Annotated in this window: 15 protein-coding genes; all 15 read left to right on the top strand. The window is 39.6% G+C overall.

From position 1 onward, the window contains the following. Positions 1–67: 67 nt before the first annotated feature. The 15 genes from QZR90_RS03535 to QZR90_RS03465 all read left to right on the top strand — a co-directional run bounded on the left by QZR90_RS03535 (position 68) and on the right by QZR90_RS03465 (position 16,538). Positions 68–652: a histidine phosphatase family protein gene (locus QZR90_RS03535; RefSeq protein ID WP_295788843.1), complete on the top strand. Its 585-nt coding sequence runs from the start codon at positions 68–70 to the stop codon at positions 650–652. 336 nt (positions 653–988) lie between these two features. Further along, on the top strand, positions 989–2,770 hold the full coding sequence (locus tag QZR90_RS03530) for a B12-binding domain-containing radical SAM protein (protein WP_295788841.1): 1,782 nt from the start codon (positions 989–991) through the stop codon (positions 2,768–2,770). A 5-nt stretch (positions 2,771–2,775) separates the two neighbouring features. Further along, a complete protein-coding gene (locus QZR90_RS03525) occupies positions 2,776–3,738 on the top strand; it encodes a TIGR01212 family radical SAM protein (protein ID WP_295788840.1) in 963 nt (320 codons plus the stop codon). 76 nt (positions 3,739–3,814) lie between these two features. Continuing rightward, positions 3,815–4,864, top strand: coding sequence for a PhoH family protein (locus QZR90_RS03520; RefSeq protein WP_295788838.1), 1,050 nt, complete (start codon positions 3,815–3,817; stop codon positions 4,862–4,864). Positions 4,865–4,909: 45 nt separating this feature from the next. After that, complete coding sequence (gene ybeY, locus QZR90_RS03515) at positions 4,910–5,383, top strand: rRNA maturation RNase YbeY (RefSeq protein ID WP_295788836.1); 474 nt, start codon at positions 4,910–4,912, stop codon at positions 5,381–5,383. After that, positions 5,376–6,272 (top strand): GTPase Era, encoded by an 897-nt coding sequence (gene era, locus QZR90_RS03510; protein ID WP_295788834.1) that lies wholly within the window; start codon positions 5,376–5,378, stop codon positions 6,270–6,272. Before ybeY ends, era begins: the two co-directional genes overlap by 8 nt. Before the next feature lie 27 nt (positions 6,273–6,299). Then, entirely contained in the window at positions 6,300–7,619 is a 1,320-nt protein-coding gene (locus QZR90_RS03505; RefSeq protein WP_295788851.1) for a hemolysin family protein, read from the top strand. Between the two features lie 2 nt (positions 7,620–7,621). Beyond that, positions 7,622–8,329 carry a DNA repair protein RecO gene (locus tag QZR90_RS03500; RefSeq protein WP_295788831.1) on the top strand — a complete coding sequence of 236 codons (708 nt, stop codon included), beginning with the start codon at positions 7,622–7,624 and terminating at the stop codon, positions 8,327–8,329. Positions 8,330–8,426: 97 nt separating this feature from the next. Further along, positions 8,427–9,302 (top strand): glycine--tRNA ligase subunit alpha, encoded by an 876-nt coding sequence (gene glyQ, locus QZR90_RS03495; protein ID WP_295788829.1) that lies wholly within the window; start codon positions 8,427–8,429, stop codon positions 9,300–9,302. A 1-nt stretch (position 9,303) separates the two neighbouring features. Further along, a complete protein-coding gene (glyS, locus tag QZR90_RS03490) occupies positions 9,304–11,355 on the top strand; it encodes a glycine--tRNA ligase subunit beta (protein ID WP_295788827.1) in 2,052 nt (683 codons plus the stop codon). Positions 11,356–11,543: 188 nt separating this feature from the next. Next, complete coding sequence (gene rplS / locus QZR90_RS03485) at positions 11,544–11,885, top strand: 50S ribosomal protein L19 (protein WP_295788825.1); 342 nt, start codon at positions 11,544–11,546, stop codon at positions 11,883–11,885. A 397-nt stretch (positions 11,886–12,282) separates the two neighbouring features. Further along, the gene (gene ylqF / locus QZR90_RS03480; protein WP_295788823.1) at positions 12,283–13,236 is read left to right on the top strand and encodes a ribosome biogenesis GTPase YlqF; all 954 of its coding nucleotides are present in this window, start codon (positions 12,283–12,285) and stop codon (positions 13,234–13,236) included. Between the two features lie 2 nt (positions 13,237–13,238). Further along, entirely contained in the window at positions 13,239–14,045 is an 807-nt protein-coding gene (locus QZR90_RS03475; RefSeq protein WP_295788821.1) for a ribonuclease HII, read from the top strand. A 575-nt stretch (positions 14,046–14,620) separates the two neighbouring features. Then, positions 14,621–14,992, top strand: coding sequence for a YraN family protein (locus tag QZR90_RS03470; protein ID WP_295788819.1), 372 nt, complete (start codon positions 14,621–14,623; stop codon positions 14,990–14,992). A gap of 10 nt (positions 14,993–15,002) precedes the next feature. After that, positions 15,003–16,538 (top strand): YifB family Mg chelatase-like AAA ATPase, encoded by a 1,536-nt coding sequence (locus QZR90_RS03465; RefSeq protein ID WP_295788818.1) that lies wholly within the window; start codon positions 15,003–15,005, stop codon positions 16,536–16,538. The last annotated feature ends 1 nt before the right edge of the window (position 16,539 follow it).

Here is a 16,539-nt window from a genome sequence, read left to right as displayed (position 1 = left end):
GTTAGAAGTTAGAAGTTAGAAGTTAGAAGTTAGAAGTTAGAAGTTAGAAGTTAGAATGAGGCATCCTATGAGCACTATATATTTAATCCGTCATGGAGAGAGCACTGCTAATGCAGGACTTAAAACTGGCGATACGGCATTAACTCCTTTGACAGAATTAGGTCATCAGCAAGCTGGTGAAGTTCCTAGCAAATTACCGAAGCGCATTGACCATATCATTGTGTCCTCGTATTTGCGTACGCAACAAACAGCAGAGCCGACGCGATTAGTTCATCCAGCGGCGCCAGTTTGGGAATGGGCGGAAGTACGAGAATTTACTTATTTAGATCCTAAGAAGGCCAATGGTACCACCTTGGAAGAGCGTAAGCCCATGGTTAATGCTTTTTGGGAGGCCATGAATCCAGAGTGGCAAGTGAGTCCTGAAGTTGAATCCTTTGGTCAGTTTATTGATCGCGTAAAATTAGTTCACTCCATGCTGCAGGAGCAGTTTAGTGGCCGTGAAAAGCATGTGGCGTTATTTACTCATGCGCTGTTTATGAAAGCTTTTTTCCAAGTGGTGGAGAAGCCAACTGCATCAAAGCTAGAGTTAATGAATACCTTCTTTGATTGTCCGCTTATTTATAATTGTGACATTTTTACATTTGACGTATAAGCTATTGAGACATTGAAAATTGAAGTATAAGCTATTGAGACATTGAAAATGTTAATTGGATTAAAAGTTAACCACAAATTAAAAGTCCCGGTTGAAGTATAGGTGATTGATACATTGAATATGTCGATTGAAATGTAAGAGATGGATACCTTGAGAATATTGAGAGGTGGCTAATTTGTAAGATTACCGTAAAATGGTACAAGCCAAGGTCTGAATGTGTTATAATTAGTTAGAAATTATATCATTAACAAGAATTGTGCCATTTTAAAATATGGTAGTAAGTAAAAACATTAGAGACAGTAGTAGCTGTGATCATATAAAGGAATTTAATAATCTATGAACGTTGTATTAAGTACATTAAACTCAAAATTTATACATTCGTCATTAGCCCTTAGGTATTTAAGGGCTTATGGGCGTACCCGCGGGCAGGCATATAATATAGTAGAATATACTATTAATATGCCTGTTTTAGATATTATTAGCGATATTACTGAACATGATGCCGATGTTATAGGCTTTGCTTGTTATATTTGGAATATTGATATGACACTTCATGTGGCACAGCTTTTGAAATCTATTAATCCTAAGTTGCGTATCGTCTTAGGAGGCCCTGAAGTGAGCTATACGGCGAGCGAGATATTAGAAGCACATCCGTATATAGATTTTATTGTGCAAGGTGAAGGGGAAGAAGTCTTTACTAATTTCATTGAGCGCATAGAGTGTGAAGAGTCGCCTTTTGAACCGGCCATAGAAGGTTTATTAGGGCGCTGCAGAGAGACTAATTCAATTAGAGGCTCTGAAGTCGTAGCTGAGGTGAAGGATTTAAGTGTTATTCCCTTCCCTTATGAAGAAGCAGATATGGATGATTTGGAGCATAAAATTATGTACTATGAATCGTCTCGCGGCTGTCCATTCTCTTGTCAATATTGTTTATCTGGTAATGCCAATACAGTTCGCTTCTTTCCCTTAGAGCGTACATTACAGGAATTGCAATGGTTTATCGACCATAACGTGAAGCAGATAAAATTTGTTGATCGTACGTTTAACTGTGCAGCACACCACCATTTGCCAATTATGGAGTGGATTGTTGAGGCCGATACAACTACGAATTTTCATTTGGAAATGGAGCCAGTTCTCATGGGGCCTAAGGAAGTAGATATTTTATGTCATTCTCCTAAAGGGCGCATTCAAATTGAGGTGGGCGTACAGAGTACAAATCCAGACACATTAAAAGCGATTAAGAGGTATAATAATTGGCCTCATATTTGTGAAGTTATTGAGCCAGTTATAAAAGCAGGGCGTACCCACGTGCATATGGACCTTATTGTAGGCTTGCCTCACGAGCCGTACGAGCGCTTTGCACAATCCTTTAATGATGTGTTTGCCTTACAGCCTCATGCGTTGCAACTAGGCTTTTTAAAATTATTACAAGGCTCAGGTTTAGAACGGAGCCAAGATTATGAGTATATATATGATAAAAAAGCGCCTTATGAAGTCCTAGCTAGCCATGTACTTCCTTATGAAGAAGTGCGCTTTTTAAAGCATTTGGAAGATGTGTTTGAGCGTTTCTATAATAGTGAGCGCTTGCGCACTGTATTTGGCTATATTGGTCGTCGCTTAATTGAAGAAAAACACAGTGCCTTCCATTATTTTGAGTCTATGACAAAGGCATGGCTCAGTCAAAAGCTTCATCAAAGAAAGTTAAATGATAAAGATCAGATGGCCTTTTTATATGAATTCTTTGGCAGGCAAGGAGATGTAACGAGTCAGGAGCTATTACAATATGACTGTTTAGTTAGTTATGGCGGCAAGGTGCGCGGTGACGAATTAGGTTTGCCTAAGCAGACTAAGGAATTACTCCAACAAGGTGAAGCTTTCTGGCGCGATGAAGCTCTCGTGTCAGCTTATATTCCGCATTATCGCTTTGTGGAATGGCGCCGCATTCGCCAAGACTATTGTGAACATACAGTACATTTACATACAGCTCACATCTTAGGCGCCCTTACAGAGCGTGAAGTAGCTGATTTTAAAGCGAAGGGTGTAGACACGGTGACATTGATCATTGATGTAAAAGAGCGTCAAGCACCGTTTATGAGACCTGAATTAGGAGGAATGTAATTTTTATGAGTGATACGACGAAACCAAAAAGGTATCGAGTGTACTCGAAGTTTTTAAAAGAAACCTATGGTGAAAAAGTATATAAATTACCAGTAGCGCTGCCTCTAACTTGTCCAAACAGAGATGGTTCGGCTGGTGTAGGGGGCTGTGTGTTTTGCGGTGAAATTGGGGCCGGCTATGAGAACTTGCCAGCCTCAATGACTGTACAAGAGCAGTTACAGGCGAATATTGCTCATATTGCCCCCAAATACAAGGCTTATAAATATATACCTTACTATCAAAACTTTAGCAATACGTACTTGCCTCTAGACCGTTTTAAAGAGTATATGGAAGCTGGTTGCATTGATACAACGGTGGGCCTTGCCATTGCTACACGGCCAGATTGCATTAATGATGCGTATTTAGAAGTCTTGCAAGACATTAAAGAAAGATATAAAGTAGATATTTATTTAGAATATGGTTTGCAAAGTGTAAATTATCATACTTTGGAGAAAATCAATCGCGGTCATGGCTTAGCGGAGTTCATTGATGCTATATTGCGTACTAAGCGCTATGGTATCAGCACCTGTGCACATATGATTTTAAATTTGCCATGGGATACTATGGATGACACTATTGAAGGAGCACGTATTTTGTCCGCTCTTGGAGTAGACCAAGTGAAGTTGCATGCCTTGTATATTGTAAAAAATACCCTCATGGCTAAATGGTATGAAGCCGGTGATTTTACCTTAATTTCTGCTGATGAATACATTGACCGAGTCATAGCCTTTTTAAGGCATTTAGATCCTAATATAGTCTTGCAACGCTTAGTAGGCCGTGCGCCAGAAACTAATACCTTGTTTACGAATTGGTCTATGGGGTGGTGGCGTATTCAAGAAGAAATTGATCGCCGTATGGAAGAGCAGGATGTGCGCCAAGGTGATTTATATAATTATTTAAATGGATCGGCAGTGCGCAAGTTTTTCTAACATCTATTTACCATGTATTTTTAGTTACATATAAAGAGAATGAGTTAATTTAAAAAGGAGAGTTGAAGGAGAATTTATGAGTGAACGCACATTTACATTCCCACGCTATGAAATGGCAGGTCCCATTTTAGGCGTACAAGAGCGTCATTTACAAATTATTATTGAAGAATTACCTTGTCATGTAGTAAGTCGTGGCGATACTTTGCAAATTTCTGGTGATGATGAAGTAGTCAATCAGTTTTGGCGAGTTATGGAAGAATTAGTGTTCTTATATAAAGAAAGCCGTTCCATCACCGAGCAGCAGGTACGCATTGCCGTAAAAATGGTGAAAAATAAAAAAGCAGATTTATTGCACACTATGTTTGAAGATGCTATTAATATTACTGTAAAAGGTAAAATGATTACGCCTAAAACAGAGGGACAAAAGCGTTATGTAGATGCTATTCGCCATAATACCATTACCTTTGGCATCGGCCCAGCCGGTACAGGGAAAACCTTCTTGGCTGTAGCCTTAGCGGCATTTTACTTGAAGAACCGCGATGTGGAGCGCATTATTTTAACTCGTCCTGCTGTAGAAGCGGGGGAAAAGCTAGGCTACTTACCGGGCGATTTAAAGGAAAAAGTAGACCCATATTTACGTCCTTTATACGATGCTCTTAATGATATGTTTGGTTTAGAGCAAGTAGAGCGCTTTATGATGCGGGGCATTATTGAAATTGCACCGCTTGCCTATATGCGTGGTCGTACACTAGAGAATGCGTTTGTCATTTTAGACGAAGCGCAAAATACAACGCCTGAGCAAATGAAAATGTTCTTAACTCGTCTAGGTAATCAGTCTAAAATGGTTATCAATGGCGATAAGACGCAGATTGACTTACCTAATCGCGTAACATCTGGTTTGATGGAAGCTGAAAAGGTGTTGGCTCGTGTGCCAGGCATTGAGATGGTGCGATTTACTGATGAAGATGTAGTACGCCATGACTTAGTAAGTAAAATTATTCGCGCCTATGAGTCCTATCAAGCGCGATTAGACATGCAAGATGAAAAGAAACAAAAGCGTTTAGCTGAAAAAGCAGAACGCCTTAAAAAAGCGGAAGAAGAAAAAACGACTGAAGACAGTCTCTAGGAGATAGGTAGTATTTAACGAATGCTTTAGAAGGGGCATAGTATAATGGAAGTTACGATTAGTTATATAGAAGGCATGGAGCCTAATAAAGATAATGAAGAAATTATCAATACAGTCTGTGCAGAAGTGAGCCGTGTATATGGCTTAAGCGAAGAGGAAGAGCTCAGTGTGTTACTCTGTAATAATGAGTATATTCACAAGCTCAATAAGGAATATCGTCAAATTGACCGACCTACTGATGTATTATCCTTTGCCTTAAATGAGGGCGAAGATAATGGCGAGGTTGAGTCTCATTTACTAGGGGATTTAATTATTTCCTTGGAGCGAACTGCTGAGCAGGCACAGGAGTATGGTCATCCATTTGAACGGGAGTTAGCCTATTTGACTGTACATGGCTGCTTGCATATATTAGGCTATGATCATATGACTGATGAAGATAAAAAAGAAATGCGTACAGAAGAAGAATTTGTACTAGGAAATTTAGGTTATGTGCGGGAGGATGCACCATATAATGAATAAAGATGCTCATTTTAAATCTGGTTTTGTAGCCGTTGTAGGCCGTCCTAATGTGGGTAAATCTACATTAATTAATGCTCTGATTGGGGATAAAATTGTAATTGTCTCCGACAAGGCGCAAACTACGCGCAATCGCATTGTGTGCGTGTATATGGATGAGAAAAAACAAATCGTATTTATGGATACGCCAGGTATTCACAAGCCAAAGCATAAGCTTGGAGAGTTTATGGTTAAAGCGGCGGTTGATTCTTTAAAAGAAGTAGAAGCAGTTTTATTCTTGGTGGCCGGCAATGAAAAGCGTGGCCCAGGGGATAATTTTATTATTGAACAATTAAAAAATGTAGATGTACCTGTATTTTTAGTTATTAATAAGATCGATACATTAACTAAAGAGCAAGTACTAGAAACGATTGTAGAATATAAGAATTTATATCCGTTTGAAGGGATTATTCCGATTTCAGCGCGTGAAAAAGACAATATTCAAGAGGTTCTGCATGTGCTAGAAGATGTGTTGCCAGAAGGTCCTCAATACTTCCCAGAAGATATGATTACGGACCAACCTGAGCGACTTATTATTGCCGATATTGTGCGCGAGAAAATTTTGCTTAAAACGAGAGAAGAGATTCCTCATGCCATTGCCGTTGACGTAGATGAAATGAAACAACGTGATGATGGCACTACTTATATTCGTGCTACTATCTATTGCGAGCGAGACTCACAAAAGGGTATAATAATCGGTAAAAAAGGAAGTATGCTTCGCGAACTAGGTGCTGAAGCGCGCACAGATATTGAGCGCTTATTGGCTACAAAAGTGTATTTGGATTTATGGGTTAAAGTTAAAAAAGACTGGCGCAATAAATCTGGCATGCTGTCTGAATTTGGTTATGAATAGAAAGGACTGATTCCTATCGATACGCCGCTGGAGGCTGGGTTTATATTAGGTGGCTTAGCCATTTTATGTATATTGCTCATTAATGTATTAGTGTTGGCAAAATTTTCCTTTGCTCGTTTAAGTGAAGAACATTTAGATGATGTAGAGGACTTAAGTGAAGATGCAAAAAATTTCTTGAGAACTTTATATCAAAAGCCAGAACGCTTTATTAATACATCTCAATTTTTAATTTTATTTTTTATCGTCCTCTTATCCAGTGTAGGCACGGCTTTAATCAGCCCTTATATTGGGTATTGGGAGCGTGCTTTAGGTCTTCATCACGAAGTGCTGGCCCTTGTATTTGATGTCATCGTGATTGCCATTATCGCTTTAGTGATTTTAGTGCTAGGGGAAATTATGCCAAAGGCCTTAGGACTATCTTTTCCACTGCGTTATGTGCGCTGGTCCGCTAAAGTGGTGTGTATTTTGGGCTATATGGGGGCTCCCTTTATTTGGATTGCCCAACAGGCTAGTTCCCTCTTACTTCGTTGGGTCGGTGCTCCTTATAAAAATGAACTAGACTTGGTTCACACAGAAGAAGAAATCCGCATGATGGTAAATCGCAGTCATTTAGAAGGGCAATTAGACCATGTGGAAGGGGAATTAATTGACAATGTATTTGACTTCGTAGAGCGCATGGCCAAAGAAGTTATGATTCCTCGTCAAGATGTAGATTGTATCTATGTGGAAGATAGCTTTGAAGAGACTATGAAGAGCATTGCTGAGACCAGTCACACACGGTACCCACTTTGTGTAGAAGATAAGGACCATGTGATTGGCTTAGTTCATATTAAGGATTTAATGGAGCAAAAAGAAAAGGCTGAAAAAGATATGCGTCTTATTCGCCGCGATATTTTGACAATTCCTGAAGTGATGAAATTGTCTGTGCTCCTTCAATATATGAGGACGCGTCGTATTTATCAGGCTGTTGTAGTGGATGAATATGGTGGTATGGTAGGCTTAGTTTGCCTAGAAGATATTATTGAAGAATTAGTGGGCGATATCAAGGATGAGCATGAAAATGATACCCCTGCTATTGTGGCCAATACAGATGGTTCTTTTGAATTTGATGGTAAAGTATTAGTGGATGAAGTGAAATATGCAATGCATGTTGATTTCGATGATCCAGAAGAAGATACTATTGGTGGCTTTATCTTTGGTCTATTAGAGCGTACGCCTGTAGTAGGCGATGCTGTGGAAGTAGCTGGTTATACCTTTACAGTTACTGAAATGCAAGGCTATCGTATTGCACGATTAAATGCCGTGCCTATTGAAGTGCCTGAGGAAGAGGAAAGCGAAGACGAATAATTATGGCCCTAGGTATAAATTGCGAGGCCATTGTATTATGGCGAAGAAAGCATAAATTGTATTCTGTCATTACTTTTTTGACTCGTCAAAAGGGGATTATACGCTGTTCTGTACCGCATAAACGACTTCAAGGCATGCGCAGCACAGGGTATTTGCAGCCCTTTAGTGCGGTGGTCATAACAATTGTGCAGGATGGAGAATATTTTAATTTACAGCAAATCGATGGTAGATATTTGATTCGTTCCATTGAAACTGATTTAAATAGCATTTGCTATGCAGCCTTTGCAGGAGAGCTCATTAGTCGCTTATTTCCTTTAGAAGAAGTAGATCATTCCTTATTTAATTTGGTGTATCGCTTCTCTCAATTAGCCAGGACTAAGCCTGTGCCTTTAGCTGTTATCTTGCTCGGATGGCAGCTCTTAAGTAAAGCTGGTTTTGTACCAGCTGCTTCAGATTATGCTAAGGCGAATGGCTTAGCGCGATTCTTAAGTGAATTTACGGGAAGTACAGGACTTACTTTTTCTAAGGAGGCGCAGCGCGCCTTAGGGGACATTCTTTTCTATAATTGGTCCGCTGAGCACAGTATTGAACTGACTCGCCCTTTGTGGCTAGAGTTAGAGCGTAATTTATTTGCCTATGCGACGATGCAATTAGGGGAAGAACTTAGCTCCTTGACTTTTCTACATACTATGAAGGCGAAAGCGCTATAAAGACATACATCTATTATGGGTTGACAATATAAGTGGGACTTGGTATTGTAACAGAGGTTAGAGTCCTAATATGAATAAAGTTTTAGGAGGAACGGACATGACATTTCAAGAGATTATTTTAAATCTGCAAAAATTCTGGGCAGAACAAGGTTGTATCTTACAACAACCATATGATATGGAAAAAGGGGCAGGTACGATGAATCCTGCTACATTCTTGCGCGCTATTGGGCCTGAACCATGGTCTGTGTGCTATGTAGAACCATCCCGTCGTCCTGATGATGGACGTTACGGGGATAATCCAAATCGTTTATACCAACATCATCAATTCCAAGTAATTATTAAGCCGTCTCCTGACAATATTCAAGAATTATATTTAAAAAGTTTAGAAACCTTAGGTATTCACAGCGAAGACCATGATATTCGTTTTGTAGAAGATAACTGGGAATCTCCAACTCTTGGCGCTTGGGGCCTTGGTTGGGAAGTGTGGCTCGATGGTATGGAAATCACTCAGTTTACATATTTCCAACAAGTAGGCAGCATTGATGTGAAGCCTGTGTCTGTAGAGATCACATATGGTCTTGAACGCCTTGCTATGTATATTCAAGGTGTAGAGAATGTATATGATTTAAAATGGAATGAAAATGTTACTTATGGTGACATTTGGCATTTAAATGAAGTGGAACAATCTGCTTATAGCTTTGAATTAGCTGATACAGATATGCTCTTTAAATTATTTGATATGTATGAAGCAGAAGCTAAGCGCATTTGTGAAGAAGGCTATATTCTTCCAGCCTACGATTATGTATTAAAATGTTCTCATACTTTCAACTTACTTGACTCACGTAGTGCTATTAGTATTAGTGAACGTACTGCCTTCATCGGCCGTGTTCGCGCCTTAGCACGTATTTGTGCTCAAGCCTATTTAGATAAACGGGAAGCCTTAGGATTCCCATTATTGAAAGGAGATAAATAACATGGCCAAAGATCTTTTATTTGAAATCGGGGCGGAAGAGATTCCTGCGGGAGCCATGCCTGGTATTTTATCTCAATTAAAGTCCTTAACTGAAACTAAATTAAATGAACATCATTTAGGATATGCATCGATTCGCACTCTTGGTACACCACGTCGTATTACTTTATTAATCGATGGTGTGAACGATACATCCGATACACTTAATGAACGTCATAAAGGCCCTTCTGCATCCATCGCCTTTGATGGAGACGGGAACCCAACTAAAGCAGCGCAAGGCTTTGCCCGTGGCAAAGGAATTGATGTAGCTGATTTAGTAGTAGAAGATGGCTATATTTATGCTAATACGACAACTGAAGGGGTAGATGCGGCAGAGATTTTTACTAAAATTTTGCCAGAGCTCATTCATGACTTAAGCTTCCCTAAGTCCATGCACTGGGGAGATTTAGATGATAAATTTATCCGTCCCATTCGCTGGATTCTCGCCTTACTTGATACAGAGTTGATTCCAGTTGAATTTGCCGGTGTTCGTTCATCTACATTTAGCCGCGGTCATCGCTTCTTAGGTAAACGCGGTGTACTCGTACAGCATCCAGTAGATTATTTACAAGCCTTAGAAGAAAACTTTGTCATTGTTGACCCAGAAAAACGCCGTAAAATGATTGTAGAACAATTAGAAGCTATTGCAGCGGAGAAAAAGGCGTCCATCGTATGGGACGAAGATTTATTGGATGAAGTAGTTTACTTAGTAGAATACCCAACAGCTCTTTGTGGTACGTTTGATACGTCCTATTTAGACCTTCCTGATGCAGCCGTTATTACACCAATGAAGGATCATCAACGCTATTTCCCACTTACTGATTCAGAAGGTAAGTTATTGCCTATGTTCTTAACTGTTCGCAATGGCGATGCTAAGAGCATTGATGTAGTAGCTGCTGGGAATGAGCGAGTGCTTCGCGCTCGTCTTGATGATGCGAAATTCTTCTTCAATGAAGACCGCAAGAAATCCTTGGCAGAACGCACAGATGGTTTGACTAAAATTGTATTCCAAGAAGGTTTGGGCAATTTAGCTAATAAAACTGATCGCTTATTAGAACTTGGTACTATGCTTGGCGATATGTGTGGCTTAGAAGAAGATGCTATGGCTGAACTAGAACGTGCTACAGTACTGGCAAAAACCGACTTAACTACTGGCATGGTGACTGAATTTACTGAACTTCAAGGGGTTATTGGTAAAGAATATGCCTTGCTCGATGGAGAATCTACGGAAGTAGCCGAAGCGATTTTTGAACAGTACTTACCTCGCTTTGCTGGCGATATGTTACCTGCTACACCAGCTGGTAAAATCTTGAGTATCATCGATAAAATCGACAATATTGTAGCTACTTTTAGCCGTGGCTTAATTCCAACAGGTTCTCAAGATCCATATGCACTTCGCCGTCAAACAATTGGCGTGTTAAATATTTTAAGTCAAAGTGGTTATGATGTTAATCTAGAGCCAATTTGGCGCGCTGACTTGTCCTTACTAGGGGTTGACGAAGCTAAACATGATGAAATTGTAGCTCAATTAGCTCATTTCTTTGTACTTCGCTTAAAGAATATTTACTTAGATCACGAAGTACCACATGCAGTAATTGACCTCGTATTATCTAAGGATTCTACTACAGTGGCAGCTGCTGATGGTCTTGTAAAAGCGTTGATGGCTCATCGCATTGATGAAAATGTGGAGCTTGTACAAGCCTATACTCGCATGTATAATCTTGTAAAAGACATCGCTTATGAAGCAGTAGATGCTAAATTTTTTGAAGCTAAAGAGGAACAGGCTTTATTTGATGTGGCAGTAAAAGCGTATGAAGAATCTAAAGCTGCTTATGAAGCGGCTGATTTTGGTAAAGTTGTAGCCTTGCCTGAAACATTAGTGCCAGCTATTAACGACTTCTTTGAAGCTGTTATGGTTATGGCCGATGATGCAGCAGTAAAAGCTAATCGCTTACAATTAGTACGTCTTGCATATGAAGTTATGTACGCTATTGGTGAAGTGAGCGCTTTAAAATAAACGTAAGATGCTTCAAAAGTTTTAAAATTTTTCGAAATAATTTGAAAAAGAATCAAAAACTCTTGATAAGGACTAAAAAAGCCCTTGTCAAGAGTTTGTTCTATATGTTATGATTATTCTGTTAATTTGAGATAGTCCGCTGCCTATGAAGTATGGGTAAGAATGTCTACAATAAGGAGGAAATAAAAGTGAACATTATTAACGTAATTGAGCAAGAACAACTTCGTGCAGACATTCCTGCATTCCGCGCTGGTGACACCGTACGTGTACACGTAAAGGTAGTGGAAGGTTCCCGTGAACGTATCCAGGTTTTCGAAGGCCTAGTAATCAACCGTCAAGGTGGTAGCGTTCGTGAATCTTTCACTGTTCGTCGTATCGCTTCTGGCGTAGGCGTAGAACGTACTTTCCCAGTACATAGCCCACGTTTAGCTAAAATCGAAGTTATGCGTCGTGGTGTTGTTCGTCGTGCTAAATTGTACTACTTACGTAATCTCACTGGTAAAGCTGCGCGTATTCGCGAAAAACGCTAATCTTTCCAATAAAGGGCTGCCTATGGCAGTCCTTTATTTTTTTACCATATAGACATGGGATGTAATAGGTAGACTCGGTATAAACTATTTAATTACATTGAGACTGAATCTATTGTTTAATTCTAAAGGGATTAAACTTAGACCTATAATCTCAGGCCTATAAGTCCTTAATTGACTCTTTATAGATGCTCCATTGAGGTGAATGAGACGCCTTAATAGGGTGACTTCTAAGCTGTTTTTCAGTGCTAAAGTTAATATATTTTAATAATTTTCTCTTTTTATGGAATAAAATAAAGCTTGCCAATGGTAATAAAATGTTAGAACTATCTATTTTATTGTATAATAGATTTGAATATAGTTAGAGTAAAGTTGAATGAATTTAGAGGAGGCGATATAGATGGCAGATATGAAACAAGACATATTTCCTGTAGTTCATTGGTTCCCAGGCCACATGGCTAAGGCGATAAAGATGATCAAGGAATATGTTAAAAAAGTTGATGTAGTAATTGAGCTATTGGATGCGCGTATTCCACGCAGTAGTGCCAATCCTGTAATTAGCGAAGTAGTTGGTCAAAAGCCTCATATTGTAGTATTAAATAAGGCCGATTTGGCAGATAGAAAAGCGACAAAAGAGTGGACAGAGTATTTCTCAAGTCAAGGTGTAACGGTACTAGCCATAGATTCTAAATCTGGCAAGGGGAATAAGCAATTAGTAAAAGCAGTGGAACAATTAGCTCGTCCCATTATAGATAAATGGATAAAAAAGGGCATTCGCTCTCGTTCTGTGCGCACGATTATTTTAGGTATTCCCAATGTAGGCAAGTCAACCCTCATTAACAAACTTGCTGGTGCAGCTGCTACGAGAACGGCCGATAAGCCAGGTCATACACGTGGTCAACAATGGGTAAAAATCGGCAAGAATTTAGAATTACTTGATACGCCAGGCGTACTATGGCCTAAGCTAGAAGACCAACGGGCTGCCGCTAGATTGGCGATGACAGGTGCTATTTCAGATGATGTATATGATTTAGAATCTGTTATGAAGCAATTACTTCGCCAGATTAAAGAAGCAGATCCTCAGATTTTGCAAACGCGCTATAAACTATCAGAAGAAGAGTTGGCATCAACCGATACTCTATTAGAATCTATCGGAAGACGTCGAGGTTGTTTAGTTAGTGGTGGCGTTGTAGATTTTGAAAAAGCTAGACGCATTGTACTCACTGATTACCGCAATGCTAAACTAGGCTTTCTTACTTTAGATGGTGTAGATGAAGAGCCTCTTTTAACTGAAGGCGATGAGGCTAGGGAAGTAGAACAGGCTGTTTTAGAAAAAGGCACTACTGAGGAGTAAGAATGACACATGAAGAATTTCATAAACTAAAAGTAGCGCAAATAAAAGAGCTATTAGATGGACCTATTGCTTTTGACTATTTAATGTGGGCTCAAGAAGATAGCCGCTCTTCTGTGAGAAAGTTGGCACAGGCCTATATTTTGCGACAGAAAAAGCAATTATTAGAAAAGCAGCGTTTAGATAGTTTATATATGTACGAAGAGAGCTTCTATGAAGAAGGTATCTATCATGTGGCGGGGGTCGATGAAGTAGGCCGTGGCCCTATAGCGGGTCCTGTTACTGTAGCAGCAGTTATCTTACCTCCTAATTTATTTTTAGCTGGATTAAATGATTCAAAGAAATTGTCACCTCATAAGCGTGAGGCTTTATACGAGGAGATTATGGAAAAAGCATTGGCTGTGAGCTGTATTTCATATAGCCCAGAGCGCATTGATGAGTTAAATATTTATGAGGCGACCCGCGAGGCTATGTATGAAGCCATCAATAGCTTAGAAATCGAGGCTGAAGCCATTTTAGCAGATGCTATGCCTTTGCCTAATGCTACAGTGCCAGTAGAATCACTCGTAAAAGGGGACTCCAAGAGTGCATCTATTGCAGCGGCATCTATTATAGCGAAGGTAACGCGCGATCGATATATGGAGTCTTTAGAAGAAGAATATCCAGGTTATGGATTTGCTGTTCATAAAGGTTATTATACGGAGCTTCATCGTGAGGCCTTGGAAAATCAAGGTGTAACGCCCTTACATCGAAGATCCTTTGAACCAATTCGAACTATGACAGGTTTCGTGCCAAAGAAGAAACAGAAATAAAATTTAGTCTCACAAAGTAAATGTAAAAATTAAAGCAAACTAAAAGTTTATAATGCTAACGTTTACAAAAGTAAAAAGTTACTAAAGTTAGTAATTGCTACAATTAAATATAATGTAAGCAGCAAATTGAAACACTGCAAGAGAGACTCTCTTGCAGTGTTTTTTATTGCGGATTTTTCCTCACTATAAGAGTTTTTGCTGTAAGTTAGTTTTTCTTGAAATTTTTTATTGTACATTGGCTTATTAGCTAGGAGAGCTAACTATGAGCGCGATAATATTTTTGCAGTTTATCCGTTCTGAAGAAAACCTTTAAGCTACCATTGTGAAGAAATCTTTTAAGCTAGTAATTACTTGATGAATTTATAAGGGCAAAATAGAAGCTTTGTGTTGTAAAAATATTCTAAATTATAAATTTTTATTCTCGTTTAAACATATATAAATTAGCGTCCATTGTGAATTTAAATTGTCAAGTAGACTATTAAATAAAACGTAAATATGAGGCTATTTTAGTATATTAGGTAGAGTTTACAATTTGTTTTATTGCTGTTACTTTAGTAGTAATGAAGAGGTGGTTTATGGAAATAAATATACAAACAATGAATCACATAGAGCTTGGCAGATATGGTGAAGAGCTTAGCCGAGAGTATTTGATAAAGGCGGGTTATTCTATTTGGTGCACCAATATTCGTACACCTTTAGGGGAATTAGATATAGTGGCCTTTAAAGATGGGGTATTAGCTATTATTGAAGTAAAAACAAGGCGTACTAAATCTTATGGTTTACCTTGTGAAGCTGTATCTTGGCAAAAGCAGAAACATATTAAGGGGGCCTTGCAGTGGTATTTGCAAGAGGAAACACGGGCATATGAGACTATGCGCTTTGATGTTATTGAAGTGTATGTAAAAGCAAAGGGGATAAGTGTACGGCATCTCAAAGGCTGTTTTTAGGAGGATATATATGTATGCAAAAACATATGGCATGGTCATTGTTGGTTTAGAAGGGATTGCAGTGCAAGTCGAAGTAGATATTGCCAGAGGTTTGCCATGCTTTGAAATTGTAGGACTTCCTACGGCTGCTGTACGAGAGGCTAAGGAACGAGTTCGGGCAGCCATACGAAATGGAGGCTATGAATTTCCCTTACAGCGAATCGTAGTTAATTTAGCACCAGCTGATGTAAAAAAAGATGGGTCAGGTTTAGATCTAGCGATTGCCATGGGAATTATATTGGCGTCAGGTCAATTGGGTAGGGAGGCTGATAAAATTCAATATATAGCAGAAAAAACAGTGTTTATCGGTGAACTATCTTTGGAGGGAAAAATTAAACCTGTCCGCGGTGGTCTAGCTATGGCGCTAAAGGCACGGACTATGAATATGGATGTCATAGCGACAGCCAAAGAATTAGGCGAAGAAATGGCCTGTGGCTTCGATAAAAAAGTTATGATTAGTGATCAGCTATCTTCTTTAGTATCTATGGTGAGTGGCACGTCATCACCGGTATATGCGGAGAAAGGGCGTGTTCACTGCGAAGAGTTTGTGGAAAGAAGCGATGACTTTTCAGCTGTTCAAGGGCAAAGTATGGCTAAAAAAGCCCTTGAAATAGCAGCTGCAGGTGGGCATCATGTGCTGCTCAATGGCTCGCCAGGGGCAGGAAAAACTATGTTAGCTCGTTGTATGCCTAGTATACTGCCACCATTAACAGAAGAGGAGCAATTAGCTATTAGTCAAATTTACAGTGTAGCTGGTTTATTGCCTCAGTCAGGTCTAATGAGACAGCGCCCCTTTCGCAATCCTCATCACACCATTACTTTAGCAGGCATGACCGGTGGCGGTAGTATTCCTAAACCGGGTGAATTAACCCTGAGTCATGGGGGCGTGCTCTTTTTAGACGAAGCTCCTGAATTTACAAGACCAGTCCTAGAAGTGTTGCGCCAGCCTTTAGAGGAAGGATGTATTCACATTGGTCGTGCTAAGGGGAATTACACTTATCCATGTCGCTTCATTTTGCTAATGGCTATGAACCCTTGCCCCTGTGGGTGGCACGAAGGCGGTGAAGGGCATATTTGTACCTGTACCCCCTGGCAAGTGGAGTCCTATACGAAGCGATTATCAGGGCCATTGATGGATAGACTCGATATGATGATTCATGTGACGAGACCTTCCTATGATGAATTGATGGCTTCTAGTGAAGGGGAGTCTTCAAAAGTGATTAGAGAGCGCGTAATACAGGCCAGAGAAAGGCAGGAGACTCGCTTTAAGCGTTTAGGTTATGAGCAGTGTAAGGTAAATAGCGATTTAAGTCATAAACAATTGATAGAGTCCTGTGGATTAACATTGGAAGGTGAGAGATTGCTAGAACATGCGTTTAAAACATTACATATTAGTATTCGCAGTTATGACCGCATATTGCGTGTAGGACGAACAATTAGTGATTTAAAAGGACGTGAAGAGGTAGATGCAGCAGAGTTAGCGGAGGCTTTAACTTATAGGACGTAAT

Source organism: uncultured Veillonella sp., assembly GCF_900545795.1.
Lineage (GTDB): Bacteria > Bacillota > Negativicutes > Veillonellales > Veillonellaceae > Veillonella_A.
Note: the sequence above shows the minus strand (reverse complement) of the source record. Positions and strands in the feature narration are given on the sequence as shown.